This is a genomic window from Massilia agilis (genome assembly GCF_024756255.1).
GTDB classification, from domain to species: Bacteria; Pseudomonadota; Gammaproteobacteria; order Burkholderiales; family Burkholderiaceae_D; genus Telluria; species Telluria agilis.
The window spans coordinates 289014-314363 of sequence record NZ_JANUHB010000004.1 but is presented as its reverse complement, the minus strand read 5'-3'; the positions used below and the strand labels follow the sequence as shown (position 1 = coordinate 314363).

General features: G+C 66.4%; 28 protein-coding genes. 12 read left to right on the top strand and 16 right to left on the bottom strand.

The annotated features are described in order from the left end of the window. Nucleotides 1-2: 2 nt before the first annotated feature. From NX774_RS18035 to rfbB, 7 genes are all read right to left on the bottom strand, one after another. Nucleotides 3-1385 carry a phosphomannomutase/phosphoglucomutase gene (locus tag NX774_RS18035; protein WP_258823646.1) on the bottom strand — a complete coding sequence of 461 codons (1383 nt, stop codon included), beginning with the start codon at nucleotides 1383-1385 and terminating at the stop codon, nucleotides 3-5. 189 nt (nucleotides 1386-1574) lie between these two features. Further along, the gene (locus NX774_RS18030; RefSeq protein WP_258823645.1) at nucleotides 1575-1880 is read right to left on the bottom strand and encodes an H-NS histone family protein; all 306 of its coding nucleotides are present in this window, start codon (nucleotides 1878-1880) and stop codon (nucleotides 1575-1577) included. Between the two features lie 77 nt (nucleotides 1881-1957). Continuing rightward, nucleotides 1958-3058, bottom strand: coding sequence for a glycosyltransferase family 4 protein (locus NX774_RS18025; protein WP_258823781.1), 1101 nt, complete (start codon nucleotides 3056-3058; stop codon nucleotides 1958-1960). 217 nt (nucleotides 3059-3275) lie between these two features. Then, a complete protein-coding gene (rfbD, locus tag NX774_RS18020) occupies nucleotides 3276-4151 on the bottom strand; it encodes a dTDP-4-dehydrorhamnose reductase (RefSeq protein ID WP_258823644.1) in 876 nt (291 codons plus the stop codon). Further along, entirely contained in the window at nucleotides 4148-4696 is a 549-nt protein-coding gene (gene rfbC, locus NX774_RS18015) for a dTDP-4-dehydrorhamnose 3,5-epimerase (protein WP_258823643.1), read from the bottom strand. The genes rfbD and rfbC overlap by 4 nt, the downstream gene beginning before the upstream one ends. After that, nucleotides 4696-5586, bottom strand: coding sequence for a glucose-1-phosphate thymidylyltransferase RfbA (rfbA, locus tag NX774_RS18010; RefSeq protein ID WP_258823642.1), 891 nt, complete (start codon nucleotides 5584-5586; stop codon nucleotides 4696-4698). Before rfbA ends, rfbC begins: the two co-directional genes overlap by 1 nt. After that, nucleotides 5583-6650 (bottom strand): dTDP-glucose 4,6-dehydratase, encoded by a 1068-nt coding sequence (gene rfbB, locus NX774_RS18005; protein WP_258823641.1) that lies wholly within the window; start codon nucleotides 6648-6650, stop codon nucleotides 5583-5585. The genes rfbA and rfbB overlap by 4 nt, the downstream gene beginning before the upstream one ends. 103 nt (nucleotides 6651-6753) lie before the next feature. Between rfbB and NX774_RS18000 the strand changes: the two genes are divergently transcribed. Next, nucleotides 6754-7611, top strand: a complete 858-nt coding sequence (locus NX774_RS18000) for a symmetrical bis(5'-nucleosyl)-tetraphosphatase (protein ID WP_258823640.1) — start codon at nucleotides 6754-6756, stop codon at nucleotides 7609-7611. Nucleotides 7612-7627: 16 nt separating this feature from the next. Here NX774_RS18000 and NX774_RS17995 read toward each other — a convergent pair whose 3' ends face one another. From NX774_RS17995 to NX774_RS17970, 6 genes are all read right to left on the bottom strand, one after another. Continuing rightward, nucleotides 7628-8401, bottom strand: a complete 774-nt coding sequence (locus NX774_RS17995; protein ID WP_258823639.1) for a lysophospholipid acyltransferase family protein — start codon at nucleotides 8399-8401, stop codon at nucleotides 7628-7630. 141 nt (nucleotides 8402-8542) lie between these two features. Next, entirely contained in the window at nucleotides 8543-9829 is a 1287-nt protein-coding gene (locus NX774_RS17990) for a dihydroorotase (RefSeq protein WP_258823638.1), read from the bottom strand. Then, nucleotides 9826-10791 (bottom strand): aspartate carbamoyltransferase catalytic subunit, encoded by a 966-nt coding sequence (locus tag NX774_RS17985; protein WP_258823637.1) that lies wholly within the window; start codon nucleotides 10789-10791, stop codon nucleotides 9826-9828. Before NX774_RS17985 ends, NX774_RS17990 begins: the two co-directional genes overlap by 4 nt. Beyond that, nucleotides 10784-11302 (bottom strand): bifunctional pyr operon transcriptional regulator/uracil phosphoribosyltransferase PyrR, encoded by a 519-nt coding sequence (gene pyrR, locus NX774_RS17980; RefSeq protein WP_258823636.1) that lies wholly within the window; start codon nucleotides 11300-11302, stop codon nucleotides 10784-10786. The genes NX774_RS17985 and pyrR overlap by 8 nt, the downstream gene beginning before the upstream one ends. Beyond that, entirely contained in the window at nucleotides 11289-11681 is a 393-nt protein-coding gene (gene ruvX / locus NX774_RS17975; RefSeq protein ID WP_258823635.1) for a Holliday junction resolvase RuvX, read from the bottom strand. Before ruvX ends, pyrR begins: the two co-directional genes overlap by 14 nt. A 2-nt stretch (nucleotides 11682-11683) precedes the next feature. Further along, nucleotides 11684-12346: a YqgE/AlgH family protein gene (locus tag NX774_RS17970; protein ID WP_258823634.1), complete on the bottom strand. Its 663-nt coding sequence runs from the start codon at nucleotides 12344-12346 to the stop codon at nucleotides 11684-11686. A 178-nt stretch (nucleotides 12347-12524) separates the two neighbouring features. On the opposite strand from NX774_RS17970, the gene NX774_RS17965 reads away from it, so the two are divergent. The 3 genes from NX774_RS17965 to NX774_RS17955 all read left to right on the top strand — a co-directional run bounded on the left by NX774_RS17965 (nucleotide 12525) and on the right by NX774_RS17955 (nucleotide 16115). Beyond that, nucleotides 12525-13979, top strand: a complete 1455-nt coding sequence (locus NX774_RS17965; protein WP_258823780.1) for a cryptochrome/photolyase family protein — start codon at nucleotides 12525-12527, stop codon at nucleotides 13977-13979. Between the two features lie 153 nt (nucleotides 13980-14132). Then, nucleotides 14133-15440, top strand: a complete 1308-nt coding sequence (locus NX774_RS17960; RefSeq protein WP_258823633.1) for a polysaccharide deacetylase family protein — start codon at nucleotides 14133-14135, stop codon at nucleotides 15438-15440. Between the two features lie 129 nt (nucleotides 15441-15569). Next, nucleotides 15570-16115 carry a phosphate-starvation-inducible PsiE family protein gene (locus NX774_RS17955; protein ID WP_441294963.1) on the top strand — a complete coding sequence of 182 codons (546 nt, stop codon included), beginning with the start codon at nucleotides 15570-15572 and terminating at the stop codon, nucleotides 16113-16115. 4 nt (nucleotides 16116-16119) lie between these two features. Here NX774_RS17955 and NX774_RS17950 read toward each other — a convergent pair whose 3' ends face one another. After that, the gene (locus NX774_RS17950; protein WP_258823778.1) at nucleotides 16120-16272 is read right to left on the bottom strand and encodes a rubredoxin; all 153 of its coding nucleotides are present in this window, start codon (nucleotides 16270-16272) and stop codon (nucleotides 16120-16122) included. Nucleotides 16273-16372: 100 nt separating this feature from the next. On the opposite strand from NX774_RS17950, the gene thiD reads away from it, so the two are divergent. The 8 genes from thiD to NX774_RS17910 all read left to right on the top strand — a co-directional run bounded on the left by thiD (nucleotide 16373) and on the right by NX774_RS17910 (nucleotide 23783). Continuing rightward, the gene (gene thiD, locus NX774_RS17945; RefSeq protein ID WP_258823632.1) at nucleotides 16373-17230 is read left to right on the top strand and encodes a bifunctional hydroxymethylpyrimidine kinase/phosphomethylpyrimidine kinase; all 858 of its coding nucleotides are present in this window, start codon (nucleotides 16373-16375) and stop codon (nucleotides 17228-17230) included. Beyond that, nucleotides 17220-18518: a glutamate-1-semialdehyde 2,1-aminomutase gene (gene hemL, locus NX774_RS17940; RefSeq protein ID WP_258823631.1), complete on the top strand. Its 1299-nt coding sequence runs from the start codon at nucleotides 17220-17222 to the stop codon at nucleotides 18516-18518. Before thiD ends, hemL begins: the two co-directional genes overlap by 11 nt. A 122-nt stretch (nucleotides 18519-18640) precedes the next feature. After that, nucleotides 18641-19357 carry a glycoside hydrolase family 19 protein gene (locus NX774_RS17935; protein WP_258823630.1) on the top strand — a complete coding sequence of 239 codons (717 nt, stop codon included), beginning with the start codon at nucleotides 18641-18643 and terminating at the stop codon, nucleotides 19355-19357. Then, nucleotides 19344-19835 carry a hypothetical protein gene (locus tag NX774_RS17930; protein WP_258823629.1) on the top strand — a complete coding sequence of 164 codons (492 nt, stop codon included), beginning with the start codon at nucleotides 19344-19346 and terminating at the stop codon, nucleotides 19833-19835. Before NX774_RS17935 ends, NX774_RS17930 begins: the two co-directional genes overlap by 14 nt. A 179-nt stretch (nucleotides 19836-20014) precedes the next feature. Then, on the top strand, nucleotides 20015-21289 hold the full coding sequence (locus NX774_RS17925; protein WP_258823628.1) for an NRAMP family divalent metal transporter: 1275 nt from the start codon (nucleotides 20015-20017) through the stop codon (nucleotides 21287-21289). A gap of 106 nt (nucleotides 21290-21395) precedes the next feature. Then, nucleotides 21396-21896: a pyridoxamine 5'-phosphate oxidase family protein gene (locus NX774_RS17920; protein ID WP_258823627.1), complete on the top strand. Its 501-nt coding sequence runs from the start codon at nucleotides 21396-21398 to the stop codon at nucleotides 21894-21896. After that, on the top strand, nucleotides 21893-23215 hold the full coding sequence (locus NX774_RS17915; protein ID WP_258823626.1) for a GAF domain-containing protein: 1323 nt from the start codon (nucleotides 21893-21895) through the stop codon (nucleotides 23213-23215). The genes NX774_RS17920 and NX774_RS17915 overlap by 4 nt, the downstream gene beginning before the upstream one ends. Before the next feature lie 118 nt (nucleotides 23216-23333). Beyond that, nucleotides 23334-23783 (top strand): heme-copper oxidase family protein, encoded by a 450-nt coding sequence (locus NX774_RS17910; RefSeq protein ID WP_258823625.1) that lies wholly within the window; start codon nucleotides 23334-23336, stop codon nucleotides 23781-23783. A gap of 114 nt (nucleotides 23784-23897) precedes the next feature. Here the strand turns inward: NX774_RS17910 and corA are convergent, their stop codons facing one another. Together corA and NX774_RS17900 are read right to left on the bottom strand one after the other, a co-directional pair. Further along, entirely contained in the window at nucleotides 23898-24863 is a 966-nt protein-coding gene (corA, locus tag NX774_RS17905; RefSeq protein WP_258823624.1) for a magnesium/cobalt transporter CorA, read from the bottom strand. An 85-nt stretch (nucleotides 24864-24948) separates the two neighbouring features. Next, a complete protein-coding gene (locus NX774_RS17900) occupies nucleotides 24949-25341 on the bottom strand; it encodes a DUF4124 domain-containing protein (RefSeq protein WP_258823623.1) in 393 nt (130 codons plus the stop codon). Nucleotides 25342-25350: the final 9 nt, after the last annotated feature.

Genomic DNA, 25350 nt, shown 5'->3' with positions numbered 1-25350 from the left:
CGTCAGAACGGCAGTTGCGCGTCCGGTTTGGCTGCGAGGATCACGTTGCGGAATTCGGCCTGGATGCGCGCGAGCGCCTCGGGCGACTCGGCCTCGAAGCGCAGCACCACCACGGGCGTGGTGTTGGACGAGCGCGCCAGGCCAAAGCCATCCTGGTATTCGACGCGCATGCCGTCGATGGTGACGATGCGCTCCGAGCTTGGGAAGGTCGCGTCCGCGCGCAGGGTTTCGATGAGGGTAAAGTTCTCGCCCTCCTGCAGGTGCAGGTGCAGCTCGGGCGTGCTGGTGGCGATCGGCAGCGCATTGAGCACGGCCGAGGGATCGCGCTCGCGGGTGAGCAGTTCGAGCATGCGCGCGCCGGCGTACAGGCCGTCGTCGAAGCCGTACCAGCGGTCCTTGAAGAAGATGTGGCCGCTCATCTCGCCGCCCAGCGGGGCGCCGGTCTCGCGCAGCTTGGCCTTGACCAGCGAATGGCCGGTCTTCCACATCAGCGGCTGGCCGCCGTTCTGCTCGATCCACGGGCCCAGGTGGCGCGTGCACTTGACGTCGTACAGGATCTGCGCGCCCGGGTTGCGCGACAACACCTCGGCCGCGAACAGCATCATCTGGCGGTCCGGGTAGATGATCTGGCCATCCTTGGTGACCAGGCCCAGGCGGTCGCCGTCGCCGTCGAAGGCCATGCCGATCTCGGCGTCGCCGCTCGCCAGTTCGCGGATCAAATCCTGCAGGTTCTCGGGATGGGCGGGATCGGGGTGGTGGTTCGGGAAGGTGCCGTCCACCTCGCAGAACAGTTCGACCACCTCGGCGCCCATGGCCCGGAACAGCGCCGGGGCAAACGCGCCGGCCACGCCATTGCCGCAATCGACCGCGACCTTGATCGGGCGCGCCAGCTTGACGTCGCCGACGATGCGCTCGATGTAGGCCTCGCGGATATCGTGCGTGCTGTAGCCGCCCGGCTGCGCCGCGGCGCTGCCGTCGTGGGCGGCGATGCTGTCGTACAGGCCGGTGATGGCCTCGCCATGGATCGCCTCGCCCGCCAGCACCATCTTGAAGCCGTTGTAGTCCGGCGGGTTGTGGCTGCCGGTGACCATGATGCCCGAGCGCGTGTCCAGCACGTTGGTCGCGAAGTACAGCATCGGGGTGGCCACCATGCCCAGGTCGATCACGTCCACGCCGGCGGCGCGCAGGCCGTCCGACAGCGCGGCGGCCAGCTCAGGGCCGGACAGGCGGCCGTCACGGCCGATGGCGACCTTGCGCTCTCCCTTGGCCAGCGCGGCGCGGCCGAAGGCCTGGCCGATCTTGTGCGCGATCCCGGCGTCCAGGGTGCTGCCGACTACGCCCCGGATGTCGTAAGCCTTGAAAATCGTTTTCGAGAGAGCGACCATGTTGTTCCAATACCGTGATGCGAGCGCGCTGCACGGACAAAAGCCGGCACCCACGCCGGGCGTGCTAAACGCCAATGTTGGAGGGATGATAAAACCAAACGGTATTGTAGCGGCAAGCGGACCCTTGGGATAGGTCCGCCACGCTTGCCGCAGCAGGGAACGCGCGGCGCCGCAGCGCCGGCAAGGGAATCAGACGCGCAGCTTGTCGAGCGACTTGCCGCCTTCCACCCATTCCTTGACCCATTTCGGCTGGCGCCCGCGGCCGGTCCACTGCTGGTTTGCATTGTCCGGATGGCGGTAGCGCACGGCGACCGAACCGGATTTGCCACGGCCAGCGGTAATCAGGTCCTTCAGGGGCACGCCGACGCTTTGCGCGATGGCCAGGATCTGCTCGCGCGCTTTTTGCACTTCCTGCTGTTCACGCTTTTTCATTTCCTGCTTGATTTGCTCCTGCAAGTTGCGCAGATCACCAAGGGACATATTAGACAGATCCATCGTCGTTCCTCTGTAGTTGGGGTTGAAACAGTCGAAGTGAAATCTCACCAAATGTCGCAATATACTACATTGGCAATTTATTGCCAGTCCTTCTTGCGCAAAATCAGCCAGCGCGGGGATTTAAACCGAACGATACGCGCATACAGCCACACGTAGCTGATAATAAACAACAAACAGAAGATTATCAGAATTGTCGTATTCCGCCAGAACACCGTGGCCGGGATAACCGCCATCAGCGAAAACAGCCACAGGTAAGGCGACGTGCGGGCGTTGCGTTTCATCAGCGCCCGAGCCTCCCGGGGCCCGACCGTCCATTGCACAATGCGCCGGAAAATCAGGCTGTGCAGGTGTATGCCATCGGGCATGGCCGGCGATTTACCGCGCACGAACATGCGGCGATAGGCGGAAAAGACCGTCTCGAATGCGGGATAAATCAGGAGCAGTGCCGCATACCAGGTCGATACCTGCGGATTGCGCATCACCAGCAACAACGCCAGTTCGCCCAGCATGAAACCGATGAAATAGGCGCCGCCATCGCCGAGGAAAATCAGCCCGACCGGGTAATTCCAGATCAGGAAACCGGCGGTGGCGCCGGCCACCATCAGCGCAGCCACCACGACGAACATGTCGCCCACCTGCATCGCCACGTAAGCCAGCGATACCAGCATGAAGATGGTGACCACGCTGGCCAGGCCGTTAAAGCCGTCGATAATGTTGATTGCGTTGGCGATGCCGGCCACCGCCAGCACCGTGAGGGGCAACATGATCCAGGCGCTGTGCAGGACAAACGAGCCGAACGGCAGGTCGATGCGCCCGATCCTGGCGTCGAGCAGCAGGTAACCGAGCAGCGACGCGGCCATTGTCAGCAGCAGGCGGCGCGAGGGGCGTACCGTCCCGGTATAGTCCTCGGCAATGCCGCCCACAAAAGCGATCAGCGAGCAGGACAACAACGCAAACATCCATTGCGACAGCGCCGGCACGCGCGACACCGAAATGGCCGCACTGATCGCGACCGCGAGGAAAATCGGCAGCCCGCCGATACGGGCGACGGTATGCGTATGGACCTTTTGCACGCCACCGAAATCATTATCCAGCGCCGGTCCGTGCAATCTGGTGTGTTTTACCACGAGCAAGGTCAGCAGGGCCGAAGCCACGAAACTCACGAGAAATGAGAACATGTGTAATTCATGAAGTGCGCAACGGCGCCGGCCAGTTCCCAGGATGTCGCGCCAGGGGAGCGACAGCATCAGCAAGCGCATCTACTTGCGCGATTGCGCCATTTTACCTAATTGCTCAGCCAGGAAGTTTTTGAACAAAACAGTTTAGCGCCGCACCCGCTTTAACAATTGAGCGAAATCGTCCCTTTTAGGCCAATTATTGTTCTAAATTTTGTAGTTAATTATATTCAACAATAGCCCGGTCTTGCATGCACAATTGCAACGCCTCATGCCATGGCGGAATTACCAGGCCGAGGGTCCTTAATTTATCGCAGCACAAGGTGCTATTGCCGGGGCGGCGGACTGGCGACGGATATTCGGCGCTGCCGATTGCCTGGACCTCGCAGCCGATTCCGGCCTCGGCCATGATGGCTTGCGCAAAGCCGTGCCAACTGGTTTGTCCGCCGCAGCTCAGGTGGTAAATGCCGGAATGCGCCTGCCACCAGCCAGGCGCCTGCGCGCGCACCAGCAGTTGGGCAGTGAGCTCGGCAAGGGTCCGGCTCCAGGTGGGCGCGGAAAACTGGTCCGCGACCACGCGCAGCGCGTGGCCTTGCCGGGCCCGTTCAAGCATGGTGCATAAAAAATTGTGGCCGCGCAGGCCGTACACCCAGCTCGTCCTCAAAATCAGGTGCGCCGCGCCGGATGCGGCTACCGCCTGCTCGCCCGCGAGCTTGCTGCGGCCATAAGCGTTCAGCGGGGCCGGCGTGTCCTCTTCCCGGTAGGGGGCCTGCTGGCGGCCGTCGAACACGTAATCGGTCGAATAGTGGACGATGGCCGCGCCCAACGCACGCGCCTCGGCCGCCAGCACGCCCGGCGCCTCGCCATTGACCCAGAGCGCCAGTGCCGGCTCGGACTCGGCCCGCTCGACCGCGGTGTAAGCCGCCGCATTCACGATCAGGCCGGGCTTGAGCTCGCGCACCACCGAGCGCAACTGCGCCAGGTCGGACAGGTCGAGCCCGGACCGGGCCGGGGCGACCACGTTGCCAAGGCCTTGCAGGCTGCGCCGCAGCTCGTAGCCGACCTGGCCGCTGGCGCCCGTCAGCAAAATGTTCACGGGAACACCTCGGCCTGCGCCAACGGGGTGCCGGCCTGGTCCTTGGCCGAGACGATCGGCGCGCCGCGCAAGGGCCAGTCAATGGCCACCGCGGGATCGTTCCAGAGCAGGGTGCGCTCATCGGTGGGCGACCAGTAGCCGGTGGTCTTGTAGAGGCAATCGGCGCGCTCGCTCGTGACCAGGAAGCCGTGGGCAAATCCGGGCGGAATCCAGAGCTGTCGCTGGTTGTCGGCGGACAGCTCGATACAGGCCGCGCGCCCGAATGACGGCGAGCCGCGGCGCAAATCGACCACGACGTCGAAAATCGCACCCGCCACCACACGGATAAGCTTGCCCTGCGCGGCCTGCCCGACCTGGTAGTGCAGGCCGCGCACGACATTGCGCACGGACTGCGAATGGTTGTCCTGTACGAACCGCGGCTGCAGCCCGGTCAGTTCCTCGAAGCGCCGCTCATTGAAACTTTCGTAGAAAAAGCCGCGCTCGTCGCGAAAGACCTGCGGTTCGATGATCAGCACGTCCGCGATGTCACTTGGAGTTATTTTCATCAGAGCACCGTGCCATTCAGGATTTGCAAAAGGTATTTCCCGTATCCGCTGCTTTGCAGGGGCGCGGCCAGTTTCTCGAGCGCCGTGCCATCGATATACCCCTTGCGATAAGCAATTTCTTCCGGCACGCCCACCTTGAGGCCCTGGCGCTTTTCGATCGTGGCGATGAACTGGGCGGCGTCGAGCAGCGATTCGTGGGTGCCGGTGTCGAGCCAGGCCATGCCCCGTCCCATCACCTCGACCTGCAGCTTGCCCTGGTCGAGGTAGGCCCGGTTCACGTCCGTGATTTCGAGTTCGCCCCTTGCAGAAGGACGAATCGACGACGCGATGTCGACCACGCTCGCGTCATAGAAATACAAGCCGGTGACCGCGTAATTGGACTTGGGCTGGCTGGGCTTTTCCTCGATCGAGAGCGCGCGCCGCCCGGGGCCGAATTCAACCACGCCATAACGCTCGGGATCGTGCACGTGGTAGGCGAACACGGTGGCGCCGTCGGGGCGCGCGCTGGCCGCTTCCAGCTGGCGATCCAGGCCATGCCCGTAATAGAGGTTATCGCCCAAAATTAGCGCAGAAGGCGCATCGCCAAGAAAATCGCGGCCAATCAGGAACGCTTGCGCAATGCCTTCCGGCGCGGCCTGCGCGGCGTAGCGCAAACAAATGCCCCACCGGCTGCCATCGCCCAGCAGCTCCTGGAAACGCGGCATATCATGCGGGGTCGAAATGACCAGGATATCGCGGATACCGGCGAGCATCAGCGTTGACAGCGGATAGTAGATCATCGGCTTGTCGTACACCGGCATGAGCTGTTTGGACAAGCTTAGTGTCATCGGATAAAGGCGCGTGCCCGATCCGCCCGCCAGCACGATACCGCGCCGCGCCTGTGGCGTCATGGCTGCTCCTCCCGGCTGGCGTAATTCTGTTCGATCCATGCCTGGTATGCTCCCGATTGCACGTTGGCGACCCAATCCTGGTTCCCGAGGTACCACTGCACGGTCTTGCGCAGGCCGCTTTCAAAGTTCTCCACGGCGCTCCAGCCCAGTTCGCGCCGCACCTTTGCGCTGTCGATCGCATAGCGGCGGTCATGCCCCGGGCGATCGGCAACGTGCGCGACCTGGGCGCGGTAGCCGCCGGCTTTGGGCGCCAATTCGGCCAGCACATCGCAAATGGCAATGACCACCGCGATATTCGTCATTTCGCAGTTGCCGCCAATCGCATACGTTTCGCCGGGCCGGCCGGCTTCGAGCACCCGGCGCAAGGCGGCGCAATGGTCACCGACATACAGCCAGTCGCGCACCTGCAAACCGTCGCCATAGACCGGCAACGGCGCGCCGACCAGCGCATTGGCGATCATCAGGGGAATCAGCTTTTCGGGAAACTGGCGCGGACCGTAATTATTCGAGCAATTGGTGATGATCGCCGGCAGGCCGTACGTCTGGTGCCAGGCCCGCACCAGGTGGTCGGCCGCCGCCTTGGTGGCGGCATACGGGCTGTTCGGCGCATACGGCGAATCTTCGGTGAATGGCGGTGCGTCCGGCTGCAGTGAGCCGTACACTTCGTCGGTCGAAATATGCAGGAATCGGAAAGCTTCGCGTTCGGTGCCGCTCAATTCGCTCCAATACGCGTGCGCTTCGGCCAGCAGGCAAAATGTGCCGGTCACGTTGGTGGCCACGAAATCGCCAGGCGCCACGACCGACCGATCGACATGGCTTTCGGCGGCAAAATGGACGATGGCGCGCGGGCGATGCTCGCGCAGCAGGGCCGCGACCTGTCCGCGGTCGAGAATGTCGGCGCGCACGAAGCGGTGGCGCGCATCGCCCGCCAATGCCGACAAGTTGTCCAGGTTGCCCGCGTACGTCAGCTTGTCGCAGTTGACGACCGGCTCGTCGGACCTGGCCAGCCAGTCCAGCACGAAATTGGAGCCGATGAACCCGGCACCGCCAGTCACCAAAATCATTTAGTATCCTGCCAAAAGGTAAAGGTCAGGCAGCATTTTATGTGAAAGCTGCCGCGCCATGAGAAATCCGGGCCGAAAGCCCGCTCCAAAACGATCCATTAGCATGAAAACTTATGTCATCGGCGACCTGCAAGGTTGCGCGCACGAAGCCCAGGTCCTGCTCGATCATATCGAACAGGATGCCGGGGGTGACGCACGCATCCTGTTCGTGGGCGACCTGATCAACCGCGGCCCCGATTCGCTGGGCGCCCTGCGCCGCATGAAAGAGCTGGCCGAGCGCAGCGGCGGGCAGGTCGAGGCCGTGCTCGGCAACCACGACCTGCACCTGCTGGCGGTGGCGGTCGGCGCGCAAGCGGTCAGCAAATCCGACACGCTGGACGAAATCCTGGCTGCGCCCGATCGCGACGAGCTGGTCGCATGGCTGCGCCAGCGCCCGCTGGCCATGTTCGTGGACGGCCACCTGCTGGTGCACGCGGGCGTGGCGCCGCAGTGGAGCGCGCAGCAGACCATGGCGCTGGCCGGCGAAGTGCAGGCCGTGCTGCGCAGCGAGCGCTGGACCGAGTTCCTTGCGCAGATGTACGGCAACGAGCCGGACCGCTGGGACGACGCCCTCACCGGCCTGCCGCGCCTGCGCTGCATCGTCAACGCGCTCACCCGCGTGCGCCTGTGCCAGCCGGACGGCACGATGGACTTCAAGCACAAGGAAAGCGACATCGGCCCGCCCGGGTCGGGCCTGGTGCCGTGGTTCGAGGTCCCCGGCCGCAAGACGGCGGACGTGACCGTGGTGTTCGGCCACTGGTCGGCGCTGGGGCTGGTGATGCGGCCGAACGTGATCGGCGTGGACAGCGGCTGCGTCTGGGGCGGCAAGCTCTCCGCCGTGTGCCTGGACAACCGCGCGCTGCTGCAAGTGGACTGCCCCGAATACCAGGAGCACGGCGGGAAGAAGAAAGCCGGCGCTTGATGTGACGGGCGCCGGCTCAGGCCCGCAGCGGCGGCGATTCGGCCGCTGCCTCGGCCATGCGCGCGCCCAGCGAGCGCGAGATCGCCTTGCGCGCGGCCTGCGCCAGGTCGCGGCGGTGCTCGCCGACCGAGCTGACCGGCGCCAGGCAGGTAAGCCGCGCGCGCACGGGCGGCCCCGACAGGATCGCGAAGAAGCTGTTCACGAAGGTGGTCTCGCCAACGTAGTCAACCGACGTGTGGTGCGCGCCGCGCTCGTCCACGTACTCGAGTGCATACGGCTGCACCGCGACGCTGGCGTCGATCGCCGCCTCCAGCAGGTTGGCGTGGAACGGCAGGATCACGCCCTGGCGCGAGGTGGTCCCTTCCGGGAAGAAGGCGACGCGCTGGCCCTGCCGCAGCATGCCCACCAGGCCCTTGAAGATGTCGCGCAGTCCGCGCCGGTCGCCGCGCGCGATGAACACGGTGCCGGCGCGCCCGGCCAGCCAGCCAAGCAGCGGCCAGCCGCGGATCTCGGCCTTGGCCACGAAGCGGCACGGGTGCAGCGAGTTGATGACGAAGATGTCCAGCCACGAGACGTGGTTGGCGACGATCAGCGCGTGCGCCAGCGCGGGTGCGCCATGGCCCTGCTCCACCGAGACGCGGCACAGCGCCAGCAGCTGGAGCGACCAGCGCCGGGTCAGGCGTTCGCGCAGCCTTTGCCCCGCCCACGGGAATACGAAGGCGCAGGTGGCAAGGCCCGCTACGAGGTGGAGGGAGGCGCGCGCCAGGCGCCAGGCAAGCTGGATGTTCAAATGTCGACGGTGATAATGCCCGCGCGGGTCCCATGCCGCGCGCTGCTCGGGGCCGATTGTACAGGCATATGCATGTGTCGCGGGAGGGGGTGCGCCGGAAGGGTCCCCGCCCGCGCGGGAACCCCGGCCGCATGACCGGCCTTAGCGCTGGTACGCGATCTGGCCGGCGACGATGGTCGCCTTCACCTGCCCCGACAGCTCGTAGCCCAGGAACGGCGTGTGCTTGCCCTGGCTGGCCAGCGCCGATGCCTTGACGGTCCAGCGGGCCTCGGGGTCGAACACGACGACGTCGGCACTCGCGCCAACCGACAGGTCGCCCGCCTGCAGCCCGGCCACGCGCGCGGCCTGGCTGGTGACCCTGGCGATCGCACGCGACAAGCTGTCCTTGGCGGCGCCGCGTTCGTCTTCGGCCCACTTGAGCATCAGCGACAGCAGCAGTTCCAGGCCGGTGGCGCCGGGCGAAGCCTCGCCGAACGGCAGCAGCTTCTCGTCGTCGTCCACCGGGGTGTGGTCAGAGCAGACCGCGTCCACGGTCCCGTCCAGCACAGCGGCGCGGATCGCATCGCGGTCGCGCTGGCTGCGCAGCGGCGGATCGATGCGCGCGTTGGAGTCGAAGAAGCCGATGTCGGCGTCGGTCATGTGCAGGTGATGCACGCCCACGTCGCAGGTGACCGGCAGTCCTTCCTTCTTGGCCGCGCGCACCAGCTCCAGCCCGGCGGCGGACGACAGGCGGCACAGGTGCACGCGCGCGCCGGTGGCGCGCACCAGCTCGAAGATCGTGTGCAGCGCGATGGTCTCGGCCATCACCGGCACGCCCGACAGGCCCAGGCGCGAGGCCAGCGGCCCGCTGTGCGCCACGCCGCCGCGGCCGATGTGCGCGTCCTGCGGGCGCAGCCATACGGTGTAGCCGAAGGTTTTGGCGTACTGCAGCGCGCGCAGCAGCACCGTGGTGTCCTGCACCGGCACCTCGGCCTGCGAGAAGCCGATGCAGCCGGCCTCGGTCAGTTCCGCCATCTCGGTCAGCGCCAGGCCCTTCAGGCCGACGGTGAGCGCGCCCAGCGGGTGCACGTGCGCCTGGTTCAGGTTGCGCGCGCGGTGCTTGAGCATTTCCACCAGGCCCGGCTCGTCGAGCACGGGGTCGGTGTCGGGCGGGCACACGAGCGTGGTCACGCCGCCCTGCATCGCCGCCTGCATTTCCGATTCCAGCGTGGCCTTGTATTCGTAGCCCGGCTCGCGCAGGCGCGCGGACAGGTCCACCAGGCCAGGGGCCACCACCAGGCCGGTCGCGTCGATGGTGCTGTCGGCGGCAAAGCCCGCGGGCGCGCTGCCCACTGCCGCCACCTTCCCGTCCGCGATGAACAGGTCGGTTACTTTGTCGATGTTGTTCGCCGGGTCGACCACGCGCCCGTTCTTGATATGTAGTTTCATCCGTGGGTTCCCGCCAAAATACTCATCACCGCCATGCGCACCGCAATGCCGAAGGTCACCTGCGGCAGGATCACTGCCTGCGCGCCGTCGGCCACCGCCGAATCGATCTCGACGCCGCGGTTCATCGGGCCCGGGTGCATCACGATCGCGTCCGGCTTGGCCAGCGCCAGGCGCTCGGGCGTCAGGCCGTAGCTCTTGAAGTACTCCTGGGCCGACGGCAGCAGCGCGCCGGACATGCGCTCGTTCTGCAGGCGCAGCATGATGATCACGTCCACGTCCTTCAGGCCCTCGTCCATGTTCGAGTAGCAGCGCACGCCCATCTGTTCCAGCCCGCCCGGCAGCAGCGTGGCCGGGCCGATCGCGCGGATCTCGGGCACGCCCAGCGTGGTGAGCGCATGGATGTCCGAGCGCGCAACGCGGCTGTGCAGGATGTCGCCGACGATCGCCACCGTCAGGTTGGTGAAGTCCTTCTTGTAGTGGCGGATCGTGTACATGTCGAGCAGGCCCTGGGTCGGGTGCGCGTGGCGCCCGTCGCCGGCGTTGACGACGTGGATGTCCTTCTGCCCGTGGTCGTTCAGGTGCTTGGCGATCAGGAACGGCGCGCCCGACTGCGCGTGGCGCACCACGAACATGTCCGCGTGCATGGCCGACAGGTTGTCGATGGTGTCGAGCAGCGACTCGCCCTTGGCAGTGGAAGAGGCCGAGATGTTCAGGTTGATCACGTCGGCCGACAGGCGCTTGGAGGCGATCTCGAAGGTGGTGCGGGTGCGCGTGGAGTTCTCGAAGAACAGGTTGAACACGCTCTTGCCGCGCATGAGCGGCACCTTCTTCACTTCGCGGTCCGAAATGGAGACGAAGCTCGACGCCGTGTCGAGGATGTGGTTGATGATCGGCTTGGGCAGCCCCTCGATGGTCAGGAGGTGCTGCAGCTCGCCGTTTTTATTCAGCTGGGGATTAAACATTGTCGTCTTCGATCGTGAGCGAGAGTTGGCCGTCGGCGTTCTTCAGCAGCGCCAGCGACTGGCCCGGCTTGAGGGTCACGCGCGCGCCGGCGAAATCGGCCGCCACCGGCAGCTCGCGCCCGCCGCGGTCCACCAGCGCCGCCAGCACGATGCGCTGCGGGCGGCCGTAGTCGAACAGCACGTTGATCGCCGCGCGCGTGGTGCGCCCGGTGAACAGCACGTCGTCCACCAGCACGATGGTGGCGCCGTCCACGTTGAACGGGATGTGGGTCGGCTTCACGTCCGGGTGCAGGCCCTTCTTCGCGTAGTCGTCCCGGTAGAACGAGACGTCGATGAAGCCCAGCCGTCCGTTCAGGTCGAGGTCGCGCGCGAGCCGTTCGGCCAGCCACGCGCCACCGGAATGGATGCCGACGATGGCGGCATCGCCGACGCCGGCAAGGCCGTCCCGCACCTGCCCGAGCAGGGTGCGGTACAGCGCTTCGGCGTCGAAGTCGTCACTAGTTTTGGACATGGTCGTCAAAGTATTGTTGCAAAATGATTGCGGCCGCCTTGGCGTCGATGATCTCGCCGCGCTTTGCGGGGATCACTGCCGACGAATAGCGCTCGTCCACGAGCGTGACGGGCAGGCTGAAGCGGCCGTTGAGTTGGTTGGCAAAGCGGCGCGCGCGCAGCGTCATGTCGTGCTCGGCGCCGTCCGGATGACGCGGTTCGCCGACCACCAGGCGCGCCGGGCGCCATTGTTCGATCAGTTCGCCGATGGCCTTGAAACGGGTGGCGTTATCGACAGCGTTGATGACGGAAAGCGGTTGCGCCTGGCCCGTGAGGGTGTTCCCCATCGCGATGCCGATACGCTTGATGCCAAAATCGAAGCCCAGGACGATGTCAACCATTATTACGCATGGCCGGCCTCAGGTGCGAGCATCAGCGGGTCGATTCCCAGGAGTTTGATGGCGGCGTTGTAGCGCTCCTCGATCGGCAGGTCGAACAGCACGCGGGCGTCGGCGTTCACCGTCAGCCAGCCGTTCTTGGCGATTTCTTCCTCGAGCTGGCCGGGGCTCCAGCCGGCGTAGCCGATCGACACCAGCATGCGCTGCGGGCCGTCGCCGTTGGCCACCGCCTCGAGCACATCGATGGAAGTGGTGAATGCCACCTCGTCGGTCACGGCCAGCGAGGACGAGTAGCGCCCGCCCGGCGAATGCAGCACGAAACCGCGGTCGTCCTGGACCGGGCCGCCGAACATGATCGGCGCGCTGCTGACCGTGCTCTTGAGGCCCTCGGACAGCTTCAGGTCGATGCGGTCGAACAGCACGTCCATGGTCATGTCGGTGGGCTTGTTGATCACCACCCCGAGCACGCCCTTGTCGTTGTGCTCGCAGACATAGACTACGGTGCCGCCGAAAATCGGGTCCTGCATCGAGGGCATGGCAATGAGGAAATGGTTGGCCAGGTTCAGGCCCGACGCCGCGGTAACCGAGACCGCCTTGCCAAGCGTATCGATCCGCTCCTGCGGCATCCCGGGCATGGGGAGAGTTGTGCCGACCTTGCTTTTCTTCATACGCTGACTTCCTATGGGCTCACTCTGACAGGCTACCGCTTATCCGTCCTACAACGTTGGATTTTTCGATAGTTTACACTGAATCGCGCCGGCAGCCCCGCAAATGCCGTGCCGCGCGCAGCTAAGGCCCATCGTAGCCAGTAAAATGCCGGGTCGCATTGACCCTGCACATCAAATGATGCCTAAAAGCAAGTCCCTCGTCTGGTTCCGGCGCGACCTGCGCAGCTTCGACCATGCCGCCTTGCACCGTGCGCTGGCGGGCTCGGGCAGCGTGTACTGCGCCTTCGTGTTCGACACCGACATCCTCGCCGGCCTGCCGCCCGACGACCGGCGCGTGCACTTCATCCACGCCAGCCTGCGCGAACTGGACGCCGACCTGCGCCGGCTCGGCGGCGGCCTGATCGTGCGCCACGGCCGCGCCGAGGAGGAGATCCCGCGCTTGGCCGCCGAGCTGGGGGTCGAGACCGTGTTCGCCAACCACGACTACGAGCCGGCCGCCATCGCCCGCGACAACCGGGTGGCGCGCAAGCTGGGTGCGGACGGGCGCCTGTTTGCCACCTCCAAGGACCAGGTGGTGTTCGAACGCAGCGAGGTGCTGACCCTGGGCGGGCAGCCGTTCTCGGTCTTCACGCCATACAAGAACGCCTGGTTGCGCCAGCTTGCCGCCAATCCGGACGCGCTCGCGCCCCACGAGATCGAGCCGCTGGCCGCGCGCCTTGCGCCCGCGCCCGCCGCAAGCGCCCTGCCCGGCCTGGCCGACATCGGCTTTGCGGAGCCGGCGAATCCCGTCGCACCGGCCGGCATGAGCGGCGCCGCGGATCTGTTCGAGCACTTCCTCGACCGCATCGCCAGCTACGGCACGGCGCGCGACTTCCCCGCCGACGACGCCACCTCGCGCTTGTCGGTGCACCTGCGCTTTGGCACCACCTCGATCCGCCACCTGGTACGCACCGCCCGCCAGATGGCCGCGCACGGGGCGGCCGGCGCCGAGGTATGGCTGTCCGAGCTCATCTGGCGCGAGTTCTACGCGATGATCCTGTACCACCACCCGCGCGTGGTGACGCAGTCGTTCAAGAGCGCGTTCGACGCCATCGCCTGGGAACAGGGGCAAGCCGCCGACGCTGCCTTTGCCGCCTGGTGCGAAGGGCGCACCGGCTACCCGCTGGTGGACGCGGCGATGGCCCAGCTCAACCAGACCGGGTTCATGCACAACCGGCTGCGCATGCTCACTGCCAGCTTCCTGACCAAGGACCTGGGCATCGACTGGCGGCGCGGCGAGCGCTATTTTGCCCTCAAGCTGAACGATTACGACCTGGCGTCCAACAACGGCGGCTGGCAGTGGGCCGCCTCGACCGGCTGCGATGCCCAGCCGTGGTTCCGCATCTTCAATCCGCTCACCCAGTCGCGCAAGTTCGACCCGGACGGCAACTTCATCCGGCGCTACCTGCCGCAGCTGGCCGCACTCGACGCGCGCGAGATCCACGCACCAATGCTGGCCGAGCCGATGCTGCTGCTGGCCAAGGGCGTGCAGATGGGGCGCGACTACGCCTGGCCGATCGTCGAGCACGAGCGCGCCCGCAAGCAGACGCTGGCGCGCTTCGAGGCGATCAGGGCGGCAGCCGGCGAAGCGTGAGCTTTGGCGCGGGGCAGCCTGCATAAAATGGCTTGATGGCATTGACGCAGGGCAAAGCGTTTGACGAAAAGCGAGGCGCGCGCCGGATTTTTTGGCGAGCACAGCCATACGGGCTACCTTGTGGAGGAATACGCTACCCCCGCAGGTGATGCCATGCGCCGCCCCGCCCTCTACCTTGCCGGCCTCGTTGTCGTGGCCTGCGCCACCCTTGCCGCATGCACCACGCCGCACCCCGCCGGGCCGCCCGATGCGCGGCAGGCCATCGCGGCCGACATGCGCGACATGCTGGCGGCCTACCGCAAGATCATCGTGCTCACCGCCGGCCAGGACGCGATGCCGCCACCCCAGCGCGAGCTCGTCAACCGGGTCGGCAAGCAGCTCTTCCACGACAACCAGCAGCGGCGCGCGCGCATCGACGCGGCGTTGGCCGAGCTGGTGCACTCCGGCCAGGCCGGGCGTTTCGAGCAGGCCGGCGCGCTGCTGAGCGAGGTCGGGTCCGACCCTGCGCTGCACGACGCCGACCGCCTGGCCTTCCGCGAAACGCTCGCCGCGCTCTACGACGAGGTCGCCGGCGAAGCCGGGCCACAGGCCGTCAGGCTGCACAAGCGGCTCGCGCAAGACCTGCAGGCACTGGACGACATCGAGCGCGCCTACGACAAGGAGCTGCATGCCGCGTTCGACCCGCTTGGCCAGGCCATGATTGCGCCACGGCGCGAAAAGTGGGACAGTTACGTCGCCTGGCTGGCAAGCCGGTACCGGCGCGAGGACATCCTCAAGGAGGCGGGCGTGCAGCTGCCGCCTGCCCAGCCGACGCCGGCCGAGATCTTCGGCACCCGGCTGCCGCCAAAGACCGTCGCGCTGACCTTCGACGACGGCCCGCACCGCGTGTACAGCGAACAGATCGCAGCGATCCTGGCAAAGTACAAAGTGCCGGCGGTGTTCTTCACGGTGGGCCAGAACATCGGCAGCATCGGCAAGGACGGCGCGCCGCACCTGAACGGCGGCGCGGACATCAGCCGCAAGCTGCGCGCCGCCGGCTACGTGCTGGGCAACCACAGCATGACCCACGCCCAGCTGACCAAACTGACCGGCGAGCGCCTGAAAGCCGAGATCCTGGACACCGACCTGCTGCTCAGGACACTCGATCCGCAGCGCTCGATCCTGTTCCGTTTCCCGTACGGCGACCGCAACGCCGAAGGCAAGCGCGTCGTGGCCGACGCCCGCCTGCTGTCGGTGATGTGGAACGTGGATTCGCTCGACTGGTCCGATCCGGTGCCGGCGTCGATTACGCAGCGTGTCATGACCACCCTGCACCAGGAGGGGCGCGGCATCATCCTGTTCCACGACATCCACCAGCAGACGGTAAAGGCGCTGCCGCTCGTGCTCGACAGGCTGGCGGCCGAGGGCTACCGCTTTGCCGGCTGGGACGGCAGCGATTTCACGGTGCCTGCCGGGCGCTAGCGCGGCGCGCACGCTTGCCGGGCGTGCAGGGCGCCGATCGGCACTACACTTGGCGCATCCCGCCGGGCCGGTGCCCGGTACCATCCGGAACAAGGGGCTCTTATGCGAGAGATACCGATCGGAGAACGGCTGCACGAGGAACCGCCGGAGCGCGCGCGCTCGGAACTGCGGGCCGAAATCAAACGGCTGTGGAAGGTGATGACGCTCTACGAGCGCTTCGAGCAGCTGGTGGCGCTCGTGCTGAGCGGGCTGATCGCGGTCGTGATCATCGTCGCCCTGGTCGAACTGGTGCGCGTCGTGACGCGCATGCTGGCCACGGAAACCCTCGACGTGCTCGAGCCGGACACCTTCCAGCTCGTGTTCGGCATGATCATGACTGTGCTGATCGCGCTCGAATTCAAGCACTCGATCGTCAAGGTGGCGCTGCGCAACGAGAGCATCATCCAGGTCAAGACGGTGATCCTGATCGCGCTCATCGCGCTGGCGCGCAAATTCGTGGTGCTGGAAGAGCAAGCCAGTCCGGCCAAGGTGGCCGCGATGGCCGGGGCGCTGCTGGCGCTGGGACTGGTCTACTGGCTGGTGCGTGCGCGCGACGAGTCGGCGGCGCGGCGCCACACGGAAGCGGAAAGCGGCACCGGGGGCGGCAAGCGCTCGCCAGGGCAGGCGAGCGAATGAAGGGTCAGATCGTGGTCATTTCGAAGTCGTCCTTGCGCGCGCCGCACTCGGGACAGGTCCAGTTCATCGGCACGTCGGCCCAGCGCGTGCCGGGCGCGATGCCCTCTTCGGGCGCGCCGGCCTCTTCGTCGTAGACCCAGCCGCAAATCATGCACATCCAGGTCTGGTAGGCCTGCGCGGTTGTTTCGTTACTACTCACGTTGTCGATCCTTCTATCTAGTAAAATGCGGTGAACCAGGTATCTTAATCTACCCGCCGTGCAAAACCAAACCACCCCACTCGTGCTCACCTTCGGCGTGTCCGATCCGGTCGGCGCGCTCGGCATACAGGCCGACCTGGCGGCGTGCGCGGCCCAAGGCTGCCACGCGCTGACGGTCGCAACCAGCATCCTGATCGCCGATTCGGCCCGCGTCGAAGACGTGCAGGAAATCGATCCCGACTGGGTCATGGACCAGGCCAGGGTGCTGCTGGAGGACATGCCGGTCGCCGCGTTCAAGGTCGGCGCCTTGAGCAGCGCTGAGCAAGCCTCGGCCATTGCCGAAATCGTCTCCGACTACAACGATGTCCCGCTGATCCTCGACCCGTTCCTGTCAAGCCTGCCCGACTCCGGACTGCTCGACGAAGACATGGTCTCGGCGATCCGCCAGATCCTGGTGCCGCAAGCGTCGCTGCTGATGGTATCGCAGGTGGAGCTTGCGCGCATGGCCGAGACCTGGCGCGAAGGCAGCGAGGCCGCCGCGCTGGGCGAGAACGTGGCCGAGATCATCGCCAGCGGCTGCGAATACGTGCTGGTCACCAGCGCCAGCACTGCCGCCGGCGCCCCCTGCAACAAGCTGTTCGACCGCGACGGCCTGCGCGCCGAGATCGAATGGCAGGCCTTGCCGGGCCCGTTCATCGGCGCCGGCTCCACGCTGTCGGCCGCGCTGGCCGCGCTGATGGCGCGCGGTCACGAAGCCGCGCCGGCCGTGCGGCTGGCACAGGAATACACCACAGGCGCGCTGGCCCATGCCCAGCGCTTCGGCATGGGCAAACTCGTGCCCAATAAATTCTTCCGCGCCGTGCAGGCTGGCGCGGGCATGACACCCTCGACTTCACAACCGGACCATGACAACTGAACACCAGACTTCGAAGAACGACATCCTGTTCGCCCGCGCCCAGCAGAGCACGCCCGGCGGCGTGAACTCCCCGGTGCGCGCCTTCCGCTCGGTCGGCGGCACCCCGCGCTTCATCACCAAGGCCGAAGGCCCGTACATCTGGGACGCCGACGGCAAGCGCTACATCGACTACGTCGGCTCGTGGGGTCCGGCCATCCTCGGCCATGCGCACCCGCAGGTGATCAAGGCGGTGCAGGACGCGGCCGCCAGCGGCCTGTCGTTCGGCGCGCCGACCGAGGCGGAGATCGACATCGCCGAAGAGATCTGCCGGCTGGTGCCGTCGATCGAGCAGGTGCGCCTGGTCTCGTCCGGCACCGAGGCGACCATGAGCGCGCTGCGCCTGGCGCGCGGCGCCACCGGCCGCGACAAGATCGTCAAGTTCGAGGGCTGCTACCACGGCCACGCCGACTCGCTGCTGGTCAAGGCCGGCAGCGGCCTGCTCACCTTCGGCAACCCGACTTCGGCCGGCGTACCGGAAGACTTCGTCAAGCACACCGTGGTCCTGGACTACAACAACGTGGCCCAGCTCGAGGACGCGTTCGAGTCGATGGGCGACACCATCGCCTGCGTGATCGTGGAAGCGGTGGCCGGCAACATGAACCTGATCCGCGGCACCCCCGAGTTCCTGCGCCGCATGCGCGAGCTGTGCACCGAGTACGGCGCGATCCTGATTTTCGACGAGGTGATGTCGGGCTTCCGGGTTGGCCTGGGCGGTGCGCAGGCGCTGTACGGCATCACGCCCGACCTGACCTGCCTGGGCAAGGTGATCGGCGGCGGCATGCCGGTGGCGGCCTTCGGCGGGCGGGCCGACCTGATGCACAACATGGCGCCGATCGGCCCGGTGTACCAGGCCGGCACGCTGTCGGGCAATCCGGTGGCCGTGGCCGCCGGCATGACCACCCTGAAGCTGGTGCAGGAGCCGGGCTTCTACGAGAAACTGACGGCGCAGGCCGACAAGCTCGTGATCGGGCTGACGAAGGCGGCGCAGGAAGCTGGCGTGGCGTTCTGCGCCGACTCGGTGGGCGGCATGTTCGGCATGTACTTCTCGGCGCACATCCCGTCCAGCTATGGCCAGATGATGGCCGGCGACAAGGCGCGCTTCAACAGCTTCTTCCACGGTATGCTGGAAGAAGGCGTGTATTTTGCCCCGGCCATGTTCGAAGCCGGCTTCGTCTCGGCCACGCACGACGACGCGGTGATCGGCGAGACCGTCGAAGCCGCGCGCCGCGTGTTTGCCCGCATCGCATAACCGAAACGGCGGCCGTTGCGGATTTGACACGATCCGCAACGGCCCCTGCCACAAAGGCCGTGTAAGCTCATCAATATGGTGCCATCATCTCCTGCATCCCCACGGATGCGACAGGAGCGACGATGGCAGCCATCACCGTCGGGCTGCTGCAAGCGGCCGACAGCACCAACAGCGCCGACTATTACGCCGGCATGCTCGACGCGCTCAACGCGTATGCGCTGGCCTACGAGGTCAACACGCGCACCCGCATCGCCCACTTCCTGTCCCAGATCGGCCATGAAAGCGCGTTCCGCAACGCGGTGGAAAACGGCAGCTACTCCGCGCCGCGCATGCGCCAGGTGTTCGGCTGCAAGGGCGGCGCCGCCCGGTACGACGCGGCCCGCGACAACTGCGCGCTGGGCCCGGACGGCAAACCGGCGCAGCTGCGCCCCAAGCTGTGGACCGACGAAGCGGCCTACGCCCACAATCCGCAAAACCTGCTCAGCTATGTGTACGCCCTGCGGCTCGGGAACGGCGACGAAGGCTCGGGCGACGGTTACCGCTACCGCGGGCGCGGCCTGATCCAGCTGACCGGCAAGGACAACTACCGTGCCTTCACCGCCTGCCACAACCAGCGCCAGCCGCAGGACCAGCGCGACTTCGTGGCCACCCCGGATTTGCTCGGCTCCGACCTGGGGTACGGCATCGAGTCGGCGTTCTACTTCTGGCAGGCGAACGACATCAACGCAGTGGCCGACGGCGACGACGTAGCGGCCGTCACGCAAAAGGTCAACGGTGGCCTCAATGGCCTGGACGACCGGAGGGCGCGCTATGAAAGGATCAGGAATGCGATGGAATAAACCCGTGCTCGCGGGGCTGCTGGCGGCAAGCATGGCGCAAGAAGCCAGCGCGCAGTTGTGCACGCCGGACGAGGCGGTGGTGTTCTCGTGCCAGGTGGGCGCAAAGACCGTGTCGCTGTGCCGCCCGCAGGGCGTGCGCGGCCAGCTCGCGTACCGGTTCGGTGGCCGCGATGGTGTCGAGATGTCGTTTCCGCGCGCCGGCGCGCGCGCGGCCGGAACGGGTCCGTTCGGGCTGTCCACCACGCCGCTGTTCGGCGGCGGCGTCACGCGCGTGGTGTTCGATCGCGGCGCCTACCGCTACGAGGTGTACAGCAAGTCGGCCCGCGCCGACGACGCCGAGCGCACGCCGTACACCGAAGATGGCGTGGTCGTGAAGCGTGGCGGGAAGACCATGTGGCACCTGGTCTGCGACGACGGCGGCGCCGGCTTTCGCGAGGAACTGGGCTGGCTGCCGCGCGTTGACGCCGCCACACGTTGAACGCGTGGGCAGGAGAGCCTGCCCACGCGTTCAACCAGCAGATGCACGGCCCGGTAGGCAGCCCCTGATCGGCCATGCTACACTTCGCCCCGACCATGAACAGTCCCCATCCATTCGATCCATCCCTGGCGCGCTGACCGTCGTCTGGCCGCGCCCGGTCGTACTTGCGCAGGCCATCCATGAAGTTCTCGTTCCGCCGCCTCACCGACAACGCGACACTCAAAGCACTCGGCCCCGGGCTGATCACCGGCGCCGCCGACGACGACCCATCCGGCATCGCGACCTACTCGCAGGCGGGCGCGCAATTCGGCTTCAATACGCTCTGGACCCTGGTGCTGACCTACCCGTTCATGGTCGGCATCCAGCTGGTCTCGGCACGCATCGGCCGCGTCACCGGGCGTGGCCTGGCGGCCAACATCCGCCGCGCATACTCGCCCTGGCTGCTGTACGTGATCGTGCTGCTGCTCCTGGTGGCCAACGTGATCAACATCGCCGCCGACATCGCCGCCATGGGCGAAGCGATGCGGCTCGTGACCGGCGCGGGCAGCGCCCACCTGTACGCGCTCGGCTTCGGCCTGGTCTGCCTGGGGCTGCAGGTGTTCCTCCCCTATGGCACCTACGTGCGCTACCTGAAGTGGCTCACGCTCGGCCTGCTCGCCTACGTGGCCACCGCCTTTGCCGTGAACATGCCGTGGACCGAGGTGCTGGCGCGCACGGTCTGGCCGCACTTCACGTTCAACAAGGATTCGGTGGGGCTGATCGTGGCGGTGTTCGGCACCACCATCAGCCCCTACCTGTTCTTCTGGCAGGCCTCGCAGGAAGTCGAGGAGCTGCGCGCCGACCGGGCCGCGCGCGCACTGCGCATCGGCGCCAAGGACGCGGGTGCGCAGCTGAACCGCATCAAGACCGACACGCTGTTCGGCATGGGTTTTTCCAACGTGGTCGCCTACTTCATCATGCTGACCACCGCCGTGACCCTCGGTGCGCACGGCATCACCAATATCCAGACCTCGGCCCAGGCCGCCGAGGCGCTGCGGCCGGTGGCGGGCGAGTTCGCGTTCCTGCTGTTCGCGCTCGGGATCATCGGCACCGGCCTGCTGGCGGTGCCGGTGCTGGCCGGTTCGGCGGCCTACGCGGTCACCGAGAGCTTCCGCTGGCGTAATGGGCTCGACCTGAAGGTGGTCGAGGCGCGCGAGTTCTACGCCATCATCGCGCTGGCCACGATCGGCGGCATCCTGCTCGATTTCGCACCGGTGGACCCGATCAAGGCGCTGGTGCTGTCGGCCCAGATCAACGGCGTGATCGCGGTGCCGATCATGACGGTGATGATGATGCTGGCCCATAACAACAAGATCATGGGCCAGTTCACCCTGTCCACGCGCCACACCGTCATCGGCTGGTTCGGCGTGGCCATCATGCTGGTGGCCGTGGTGGCGATGTTCATGACGATGTGAGCCAAGGCGGCGCAGGCGTTGCGCGGGGATCTCACCAGCTCACATCCCGCGCACGCAATTGCAACTTGAGTAGTATCATTCACTCAACAATTGTCGTTACCAGACCATGGCCCCTGCCCCGTCCCCGATCCTCGATGCCGAACTGGCCGCCTTCATGCAGCGGCCCGGGATCTCGTTCACGGTCGGCTCGTGCGGGGCCGACATGCGTCCCAGCGTGGTGCGCGCGCTCGGGTGCAAGGTATCGGACGACCTCACCGAGGTGACGATCCTGCTGTCCCGGGTGCAGGGCGCGCCGCTGCTGGCGCACGTGGCCGAAACCGGCCGCATCGCCGCGGTGTTCACCTGGCCGGCCACCCACCGCGCGCTGCAGCTCAAGGGCCGTGACGCGCGCCAGGAACCGGCCAGCGCGGACGACGTGGCGCTGGCCGGGCGCTTTCGCGACGGCTTCGTCGCGCACCTGGGCGCGCTCGGCTATTCGCAGGCGCTGATCCGCACCGTGCTGGCCTGCCCGGACGAAGACATCGTCGCGCTGCGCTTCACGCCGCTGGAGGCGTACTCGCAAACGCCCGGTCCCAACGCCGGCCAGGCACTGCAGGTGGCGCGATGAAGGTCGATGCGATCCGCGCCTGCTTCGAGGGCGTCATCCCGGCCACCATGACCACGGTGAGCCTGGACGGCACGCCCAACGTGGCTTACCTGTCGCAAGTGCAGTTCGTGGACAGCGACCACATCGCGCTGTCCTGGCAGTTCTTCAACAAGACGCGCGCCAACCTGCTGGCCAACCCGCACGCGATGCTGGTCGTGATCGACGCGGTGACCGCCGCGCAGTACCGCCTCACCCTCGAATTCCTGCGCACCGAAACCTGCGGCCCGCTGTTCGAGAGCATGAAGGCCAAGATCGCCGGTGTCGCCTCGCACGTGGGCATGAGCGGGGTGTTCAAGCTGCTGGGCGCCGACGTGTTCCGCGTGCACGCGCTCGAGCAGGTGCCGGGCCAGGTGCTGCCGCAGCCGCCGCACCGCAACCTGCTGGCGGCGCTGCGCCGCACCAGCGAGCGCATTGGCCTGGACACCGACCTGGAGTCGCTGCTGGCCGACACCCTGGACTGCCTCGAGCGCGAGTTCGACATCGGCCACTCGATGGCGCTGCTGTACGACCAGGCCGGGCAGCGCCTGTACACCGTGGCCAGCCGCGGCTACGAGGAGTCGGGCGTGGGCTCGGAGATCCCGCTGGGCGACGGCGTGATCGGCGTGGCCGCGCGCGAGCGCACGCCGATCCGCATCGGCCACATGAGCGCCGAATACGCCTACAACCGCGCAATCCGCGACAATGCGGTCGGCGGCGGCATGCACGCGCTCGAAACCGCGATCCCGCTGCCGGGCCTGCCCGAGTCGCGCAGCCAGCTGGCAGTGCCGATGCTCGCGAACCAGCGCCTGATCGGCGTGCTGTACGTGGAAAGCCCGCAGGACCTGCGCTTCACCTACGACGACGAGGACGCGCTGGTGGCGCTGGCCAACCAGCTGGCGATGGCGATCCACACGCTGCAATCAACCGACACCGCGGACGATGCGCCGCGCGCGGGGCACAACGGGGATTGCCCCGGCGGCGGCGAGCCGCTGCTGGTGCGCCACTACCCGGAGAACGACAGCATCTTCCTTGGTGACGACTACCTGATCAAGGGCGTGGCCGGGTCGATCTTCGCGGTGCTGGTGCGCGACGCGCTGGAGCTGGGACGCACCGAGTTTTCCAACCGCGAACTGCGACTCGACCCGCGCATCCGCCTGCCCGACCTGTCGGACAACCTGGAAGCGCGCCTGCTGTTGCTGGCACGGCGCCTGGCCGAGCGCAATACCGGCATACATATAGAAAAGACCGGACGCGGGCGGTTCCGCTTGTGCTCGACGCGGCCGCTGAAGCTGGCTTCTTAAAACTTCGCTCAGCAAACCCTAAAAAAACCTTAAGCGAACAATCGGTGAGATTTCGGGGGACGTGCGTCCCTAGAATGCGTGCCTTTCCCAACCCGATCACGCTTTCAAGGAGCACACCATGCAAACCAGCGCACACACCGCATCGGCGATCCCGATGCCGCACACCACCACCCAACCGGCCGCCGCCCGGTTCTCGCTCGCCGGCGTCATCTGGCTGAAACTGGCGATCCTGTACCTGGTGCTTGGCGTCGTCATGGGCATTGCCATGGGCGCCAGCCGCAACTTCACGCTGATGCCGGTGCACGCCCACGTCAACCTGCTGGGCTGGGCCACGATGGCGCTGGCCGGCCTGGTGTACACCGTGTTCCCGGCCGCAGGCGGCAGCCGCCTGGCCAAGGTTCACTTCTGGCTGGCCAACATCTCGATGCCGGTGATGGTGGTCGCGCTCAGCATGGTCCTGCTGGGCAACCACGCGGTCGAGCCGGTGCTGGCGCTGTCGGAGATCCTGGCGGCGGCTGGCGTGGCGGCGTTCGCGCTGAACCTGTTCCTGAACCTGGGCAAGGATTGATTCGGTAGGGTGGGCTCTTGAGCCCACGCGGTTCATCGCTGGCGGCCAGGCTGCGTACGCGTGGGCACAAGTGCCCACCCTACGGGTTGCGGTGCGAGCCCAGCCCGCCCGCAATCATTTGAGCCAGCCGCGCTTCCTGAAATACCAGAACGGCGCGATCGCACTGGCGATCATCAGCGCCCATGCCCACGGGTAGCCGTAGGTCCACTCCAGTTCCGGCAGGTTCTTGAAGTTCATGCCGTACACGCTGGCGATCAGGGTCGGCGGCAGGAACGCCACCGACGCGACCGAGAAGATCTTGATGATCTTGTTCTGGTTGATGTTGATGAAGCCGACGGTGGCGTCCATCAGGAAGTTGATCTTGTCGAACAGGAAGGACGTGTGCCCGTCCAGCGATTCGATGTCACGCAGGATCTGGCGCGCTTCCTCGAACTGGTCCGAGTTCAGCAGCCGCCCGCGCATCAGGAAGCTGACCGCGCGCCGCGTGTCCATCATGTTGCGGCGGATCCGGCCGTTCAGGTCTTCCTCCTGCGCGATCGCGTTCAGCGCGGCGGCCGCGTCCTGGTCGGTGAATTCCTTCTGCAGCACGCGCTGGCTCACCTGCTCCAGGCTTTCGTAGATGCCCTCGAGCGCGTCGGCCGAGTACTCGGCGTCGGTCGCGTACAGGTCGAGCAGCACGTCCATGTAGTCCTCGATCGACCCCGGGCGCGAGCGCGCGCGCAGGCGCACCAGGCGAAACACCGGCAGGTCGTCGGTGTGCACGGAGAACAGCATCTTGCGCGCCAGGATGAAGGCCACCGTCACCACGCGCGAGGGGCCGTCGTCCTCCTCGAGCAGGAAGTCGGTGCGCAGGTGCAGGTCACCGTTCTCGGCCTCGTAGTAGCGCGCGGACGCCTCGATGTCCGACACTTCGTCCTCGCCCGGCAAAATCACGCCGTAAATGGCCTTGACCCAGGCACGCTCGTCGTCGGTCGGGTCGGTCAGGTCGACCCACACCGGCGCGACGTTCTCGAGGTCCTCGCGCGATGCGATCGGAACCTGGTTCAGTCGGCCATTTTGGAGGACAAATACATTGATCATGCGCGCTTTTCTCGGCCGGTTGCGAAACAGCGCAAGTGTATACGTAAGCCTTGAGGCCGGCCACCCCGAAACAACATTTTCGCCGTCAGCGGAGCTGTTTTTCGATCATTTTGTCGATCGCCGGGTTGGAGGTCGGCTCGCCCTTCTCAGGCGCGACAGGCGGCTTGGGCGCCTCGATGCCGTGGCTGTCATGGATCTCGATGGTCCGGCTGCTCTTGTTATCGTCCTTACAATCGGTATTCGACACCACGGTCTTGCCGTCGATCACGCACTTGCGCAGCGCCACCGGCTGCGCGGTGGCGCCCCGCGCCGCATCCAGCGCCTGCTGTGGCACGCTGCCGGCCGCCCTGGCCCAGGTCTCGGCGAACAGGTTGCGCTCGTAGCGCATCGAGAACAAGGCCGCCATCGCCGCCAGCGCCAGCAAGCCCGCCATGATGACAACTGCTACCAGACTGAGGCCGCGCTGACGGTCGGGCATGCTGTGCTC

Bases quoted from the DNA above. Each gene is read 5' to 3' on its own strand.
- NX774_RS18035 (WP_258823646.1), bottom strand. From the start codon at position 1,385: ATGGTCGCTCTCTCGAAAACGATTTTCAAGGCTTACGACATCCGGGGC.
- NX774_RS18030 (WP_258823645.1), bottom strand. From the start codon at position 1,880: ATGGATCTGTCTAATATGTCCCTTGGTGATCTGCGCAACTTGCAGGAG.
- NX774_RS18025 (WP_258823781.1), bottom strand. From the start codon at position 3,058: ATGTTCTCATTTCTCGTGAGTTTCGTGGCTTCGGCCCTGCTGACCTTG.
- rfbC (WP_258823643.1), bottom strand. From the start codon at position 4,696: ATGAAAATAACTCCAAGTGACATCGCGGACGTGCTGATCATCGAACCG.
- rfbA (WP_258823642.1), bottom strand. From the start codon at position 5,586: ATGACGCCACAGGCGCGGCGCGGTATCGTGCTGGCGGGCGGATCGGGC.
- rfbB (WP_258823641.1), bottom strand. From the start codon at position 6,650: ATGATTTTGGTGACTGGCGGTGCCGGGTTCATCGGCTCCAATTTCGTG.
- NX774_RS18000 (WP_258823640.1), top strand. From the start codon at position 6,754: ATGAAAACTTATGTCATCGGCGACCTGCAAGGTTGCGCGCACGAAGCC.
- NX774_RS17990 (WP_258823638.1), bottom strand. From the start codon at position 9,829: ATGAAACTACATATCAAGAACGGGCGCGTGGTCGACCCGGCGAACAAC.
- NX774_RS17985 (WP_258823637.1), bottom strand. From the start codon at position 10,791: ATGTTTAATCCCCAGCTGAATAAAAACGGCGAGCTGCAGCACCTCCTG.
- pyrR (WP_258823636.1), bottom strand. From the start codon at position 11,302: ATGTCCAAAACTAGTGACGACTTCGACGCCGAAGCGCTGTACCGCACC.
- ruvX (WP_258823635.1), bottom strand. From the start codon at position 11,681: ATGGTTGACATCGTCCTGGGCTTCGATTTTGGCATCAAGCGTATCGGC.
- NX774_RS17970 (WP_258823634.1), bottom strand. From the start codon at position 12,346: ATGAAGAAAAGCAAGGTCGGCACAACTCTCCCCATGCCCGGGATGCCG.
- NX774_RS17965 (WP_258823780.1), top strand. From the start codon at position 12,525: ATGCCTAAAAGCAAGTCCCTCGTCTGGTTCCGGCGCGACCTGCGCAGC.
- NX774_RS17960 (WP_258823633.1), top strand. From the start codon at position 14,133: ATGCGCCGCCCCGCCCTCTACCTTGCCGGCCTCGTTGTCGTGGCCTGC.
- NX774_RS17950 (WP_258823778.1), bottom strand. From the start codon at position 16,272: ATGTGCATGATTTGCGGCTGGGTCTACGACGAAGAGGCCGGCGCGCCC.
- hemL (WP_258823631.1), top strand. From the start codon at position 17,220: ATGACAACTGAACACCAGACTTCGAAGAACGACATCCTGTTCGCCCGC.
- NX774_RS17935 (WP_258823630.1), top strand. From the start codon at position 18,641: ATGGCAGCCATCACCGTCGGGCTGCTGCAAGCGGCCGACAGCACCAAC.
- NX774_RS17930 (WP_258823629.1), top strand. From the start codon at position 19,344: ATGCGATGGAATAAACCCGTGCTCGCGGGGCTGCTGGCGGCAAGCATG.
- NX774_RS17925 (WP_258823628.1), top strand. From the start codon at position 20,015: ATGAAGTTCTCGTTCCGCCGCCTCACCGACAACGCGACACTCAAAGCA.
- NX774_RS17920 (WP_258823627.1), top strand. From the start codon at position 21,396: ATGGCCCCTGCCCCGTCCCCGATCCTCGATGCCGAACTGGCCGCCTTC.
- NX774_RS17915 (WP_258823626.1), top strand. From the start codon at position 21,893: ATGAAGGTCGATGCGATCCGCGCCTGCTTCGAGGGCGTCATCCCGGCC.
- NX774_RS17910 (WP_258823625.1), top strand. From the start codon at position 23,334: ATGCAAACCAGCGCACACACCGCATCGGCGATCCCGATGCCGCACACC.
- corA (WP_258823624.1), bottom strand. From the start codon at position 24,863: ATGATCAATGTATTTGTCCTCCAAAATGGCCGACTGAACCAGGTTCCG.
- NX774_RS17900 (WP_258823623.1), bottom strand. From the start codon at position 25,341: ATGCCCGACCGTCAGCGCGGCCTCAGTCTGGTAGCAGTTGTCATCATG.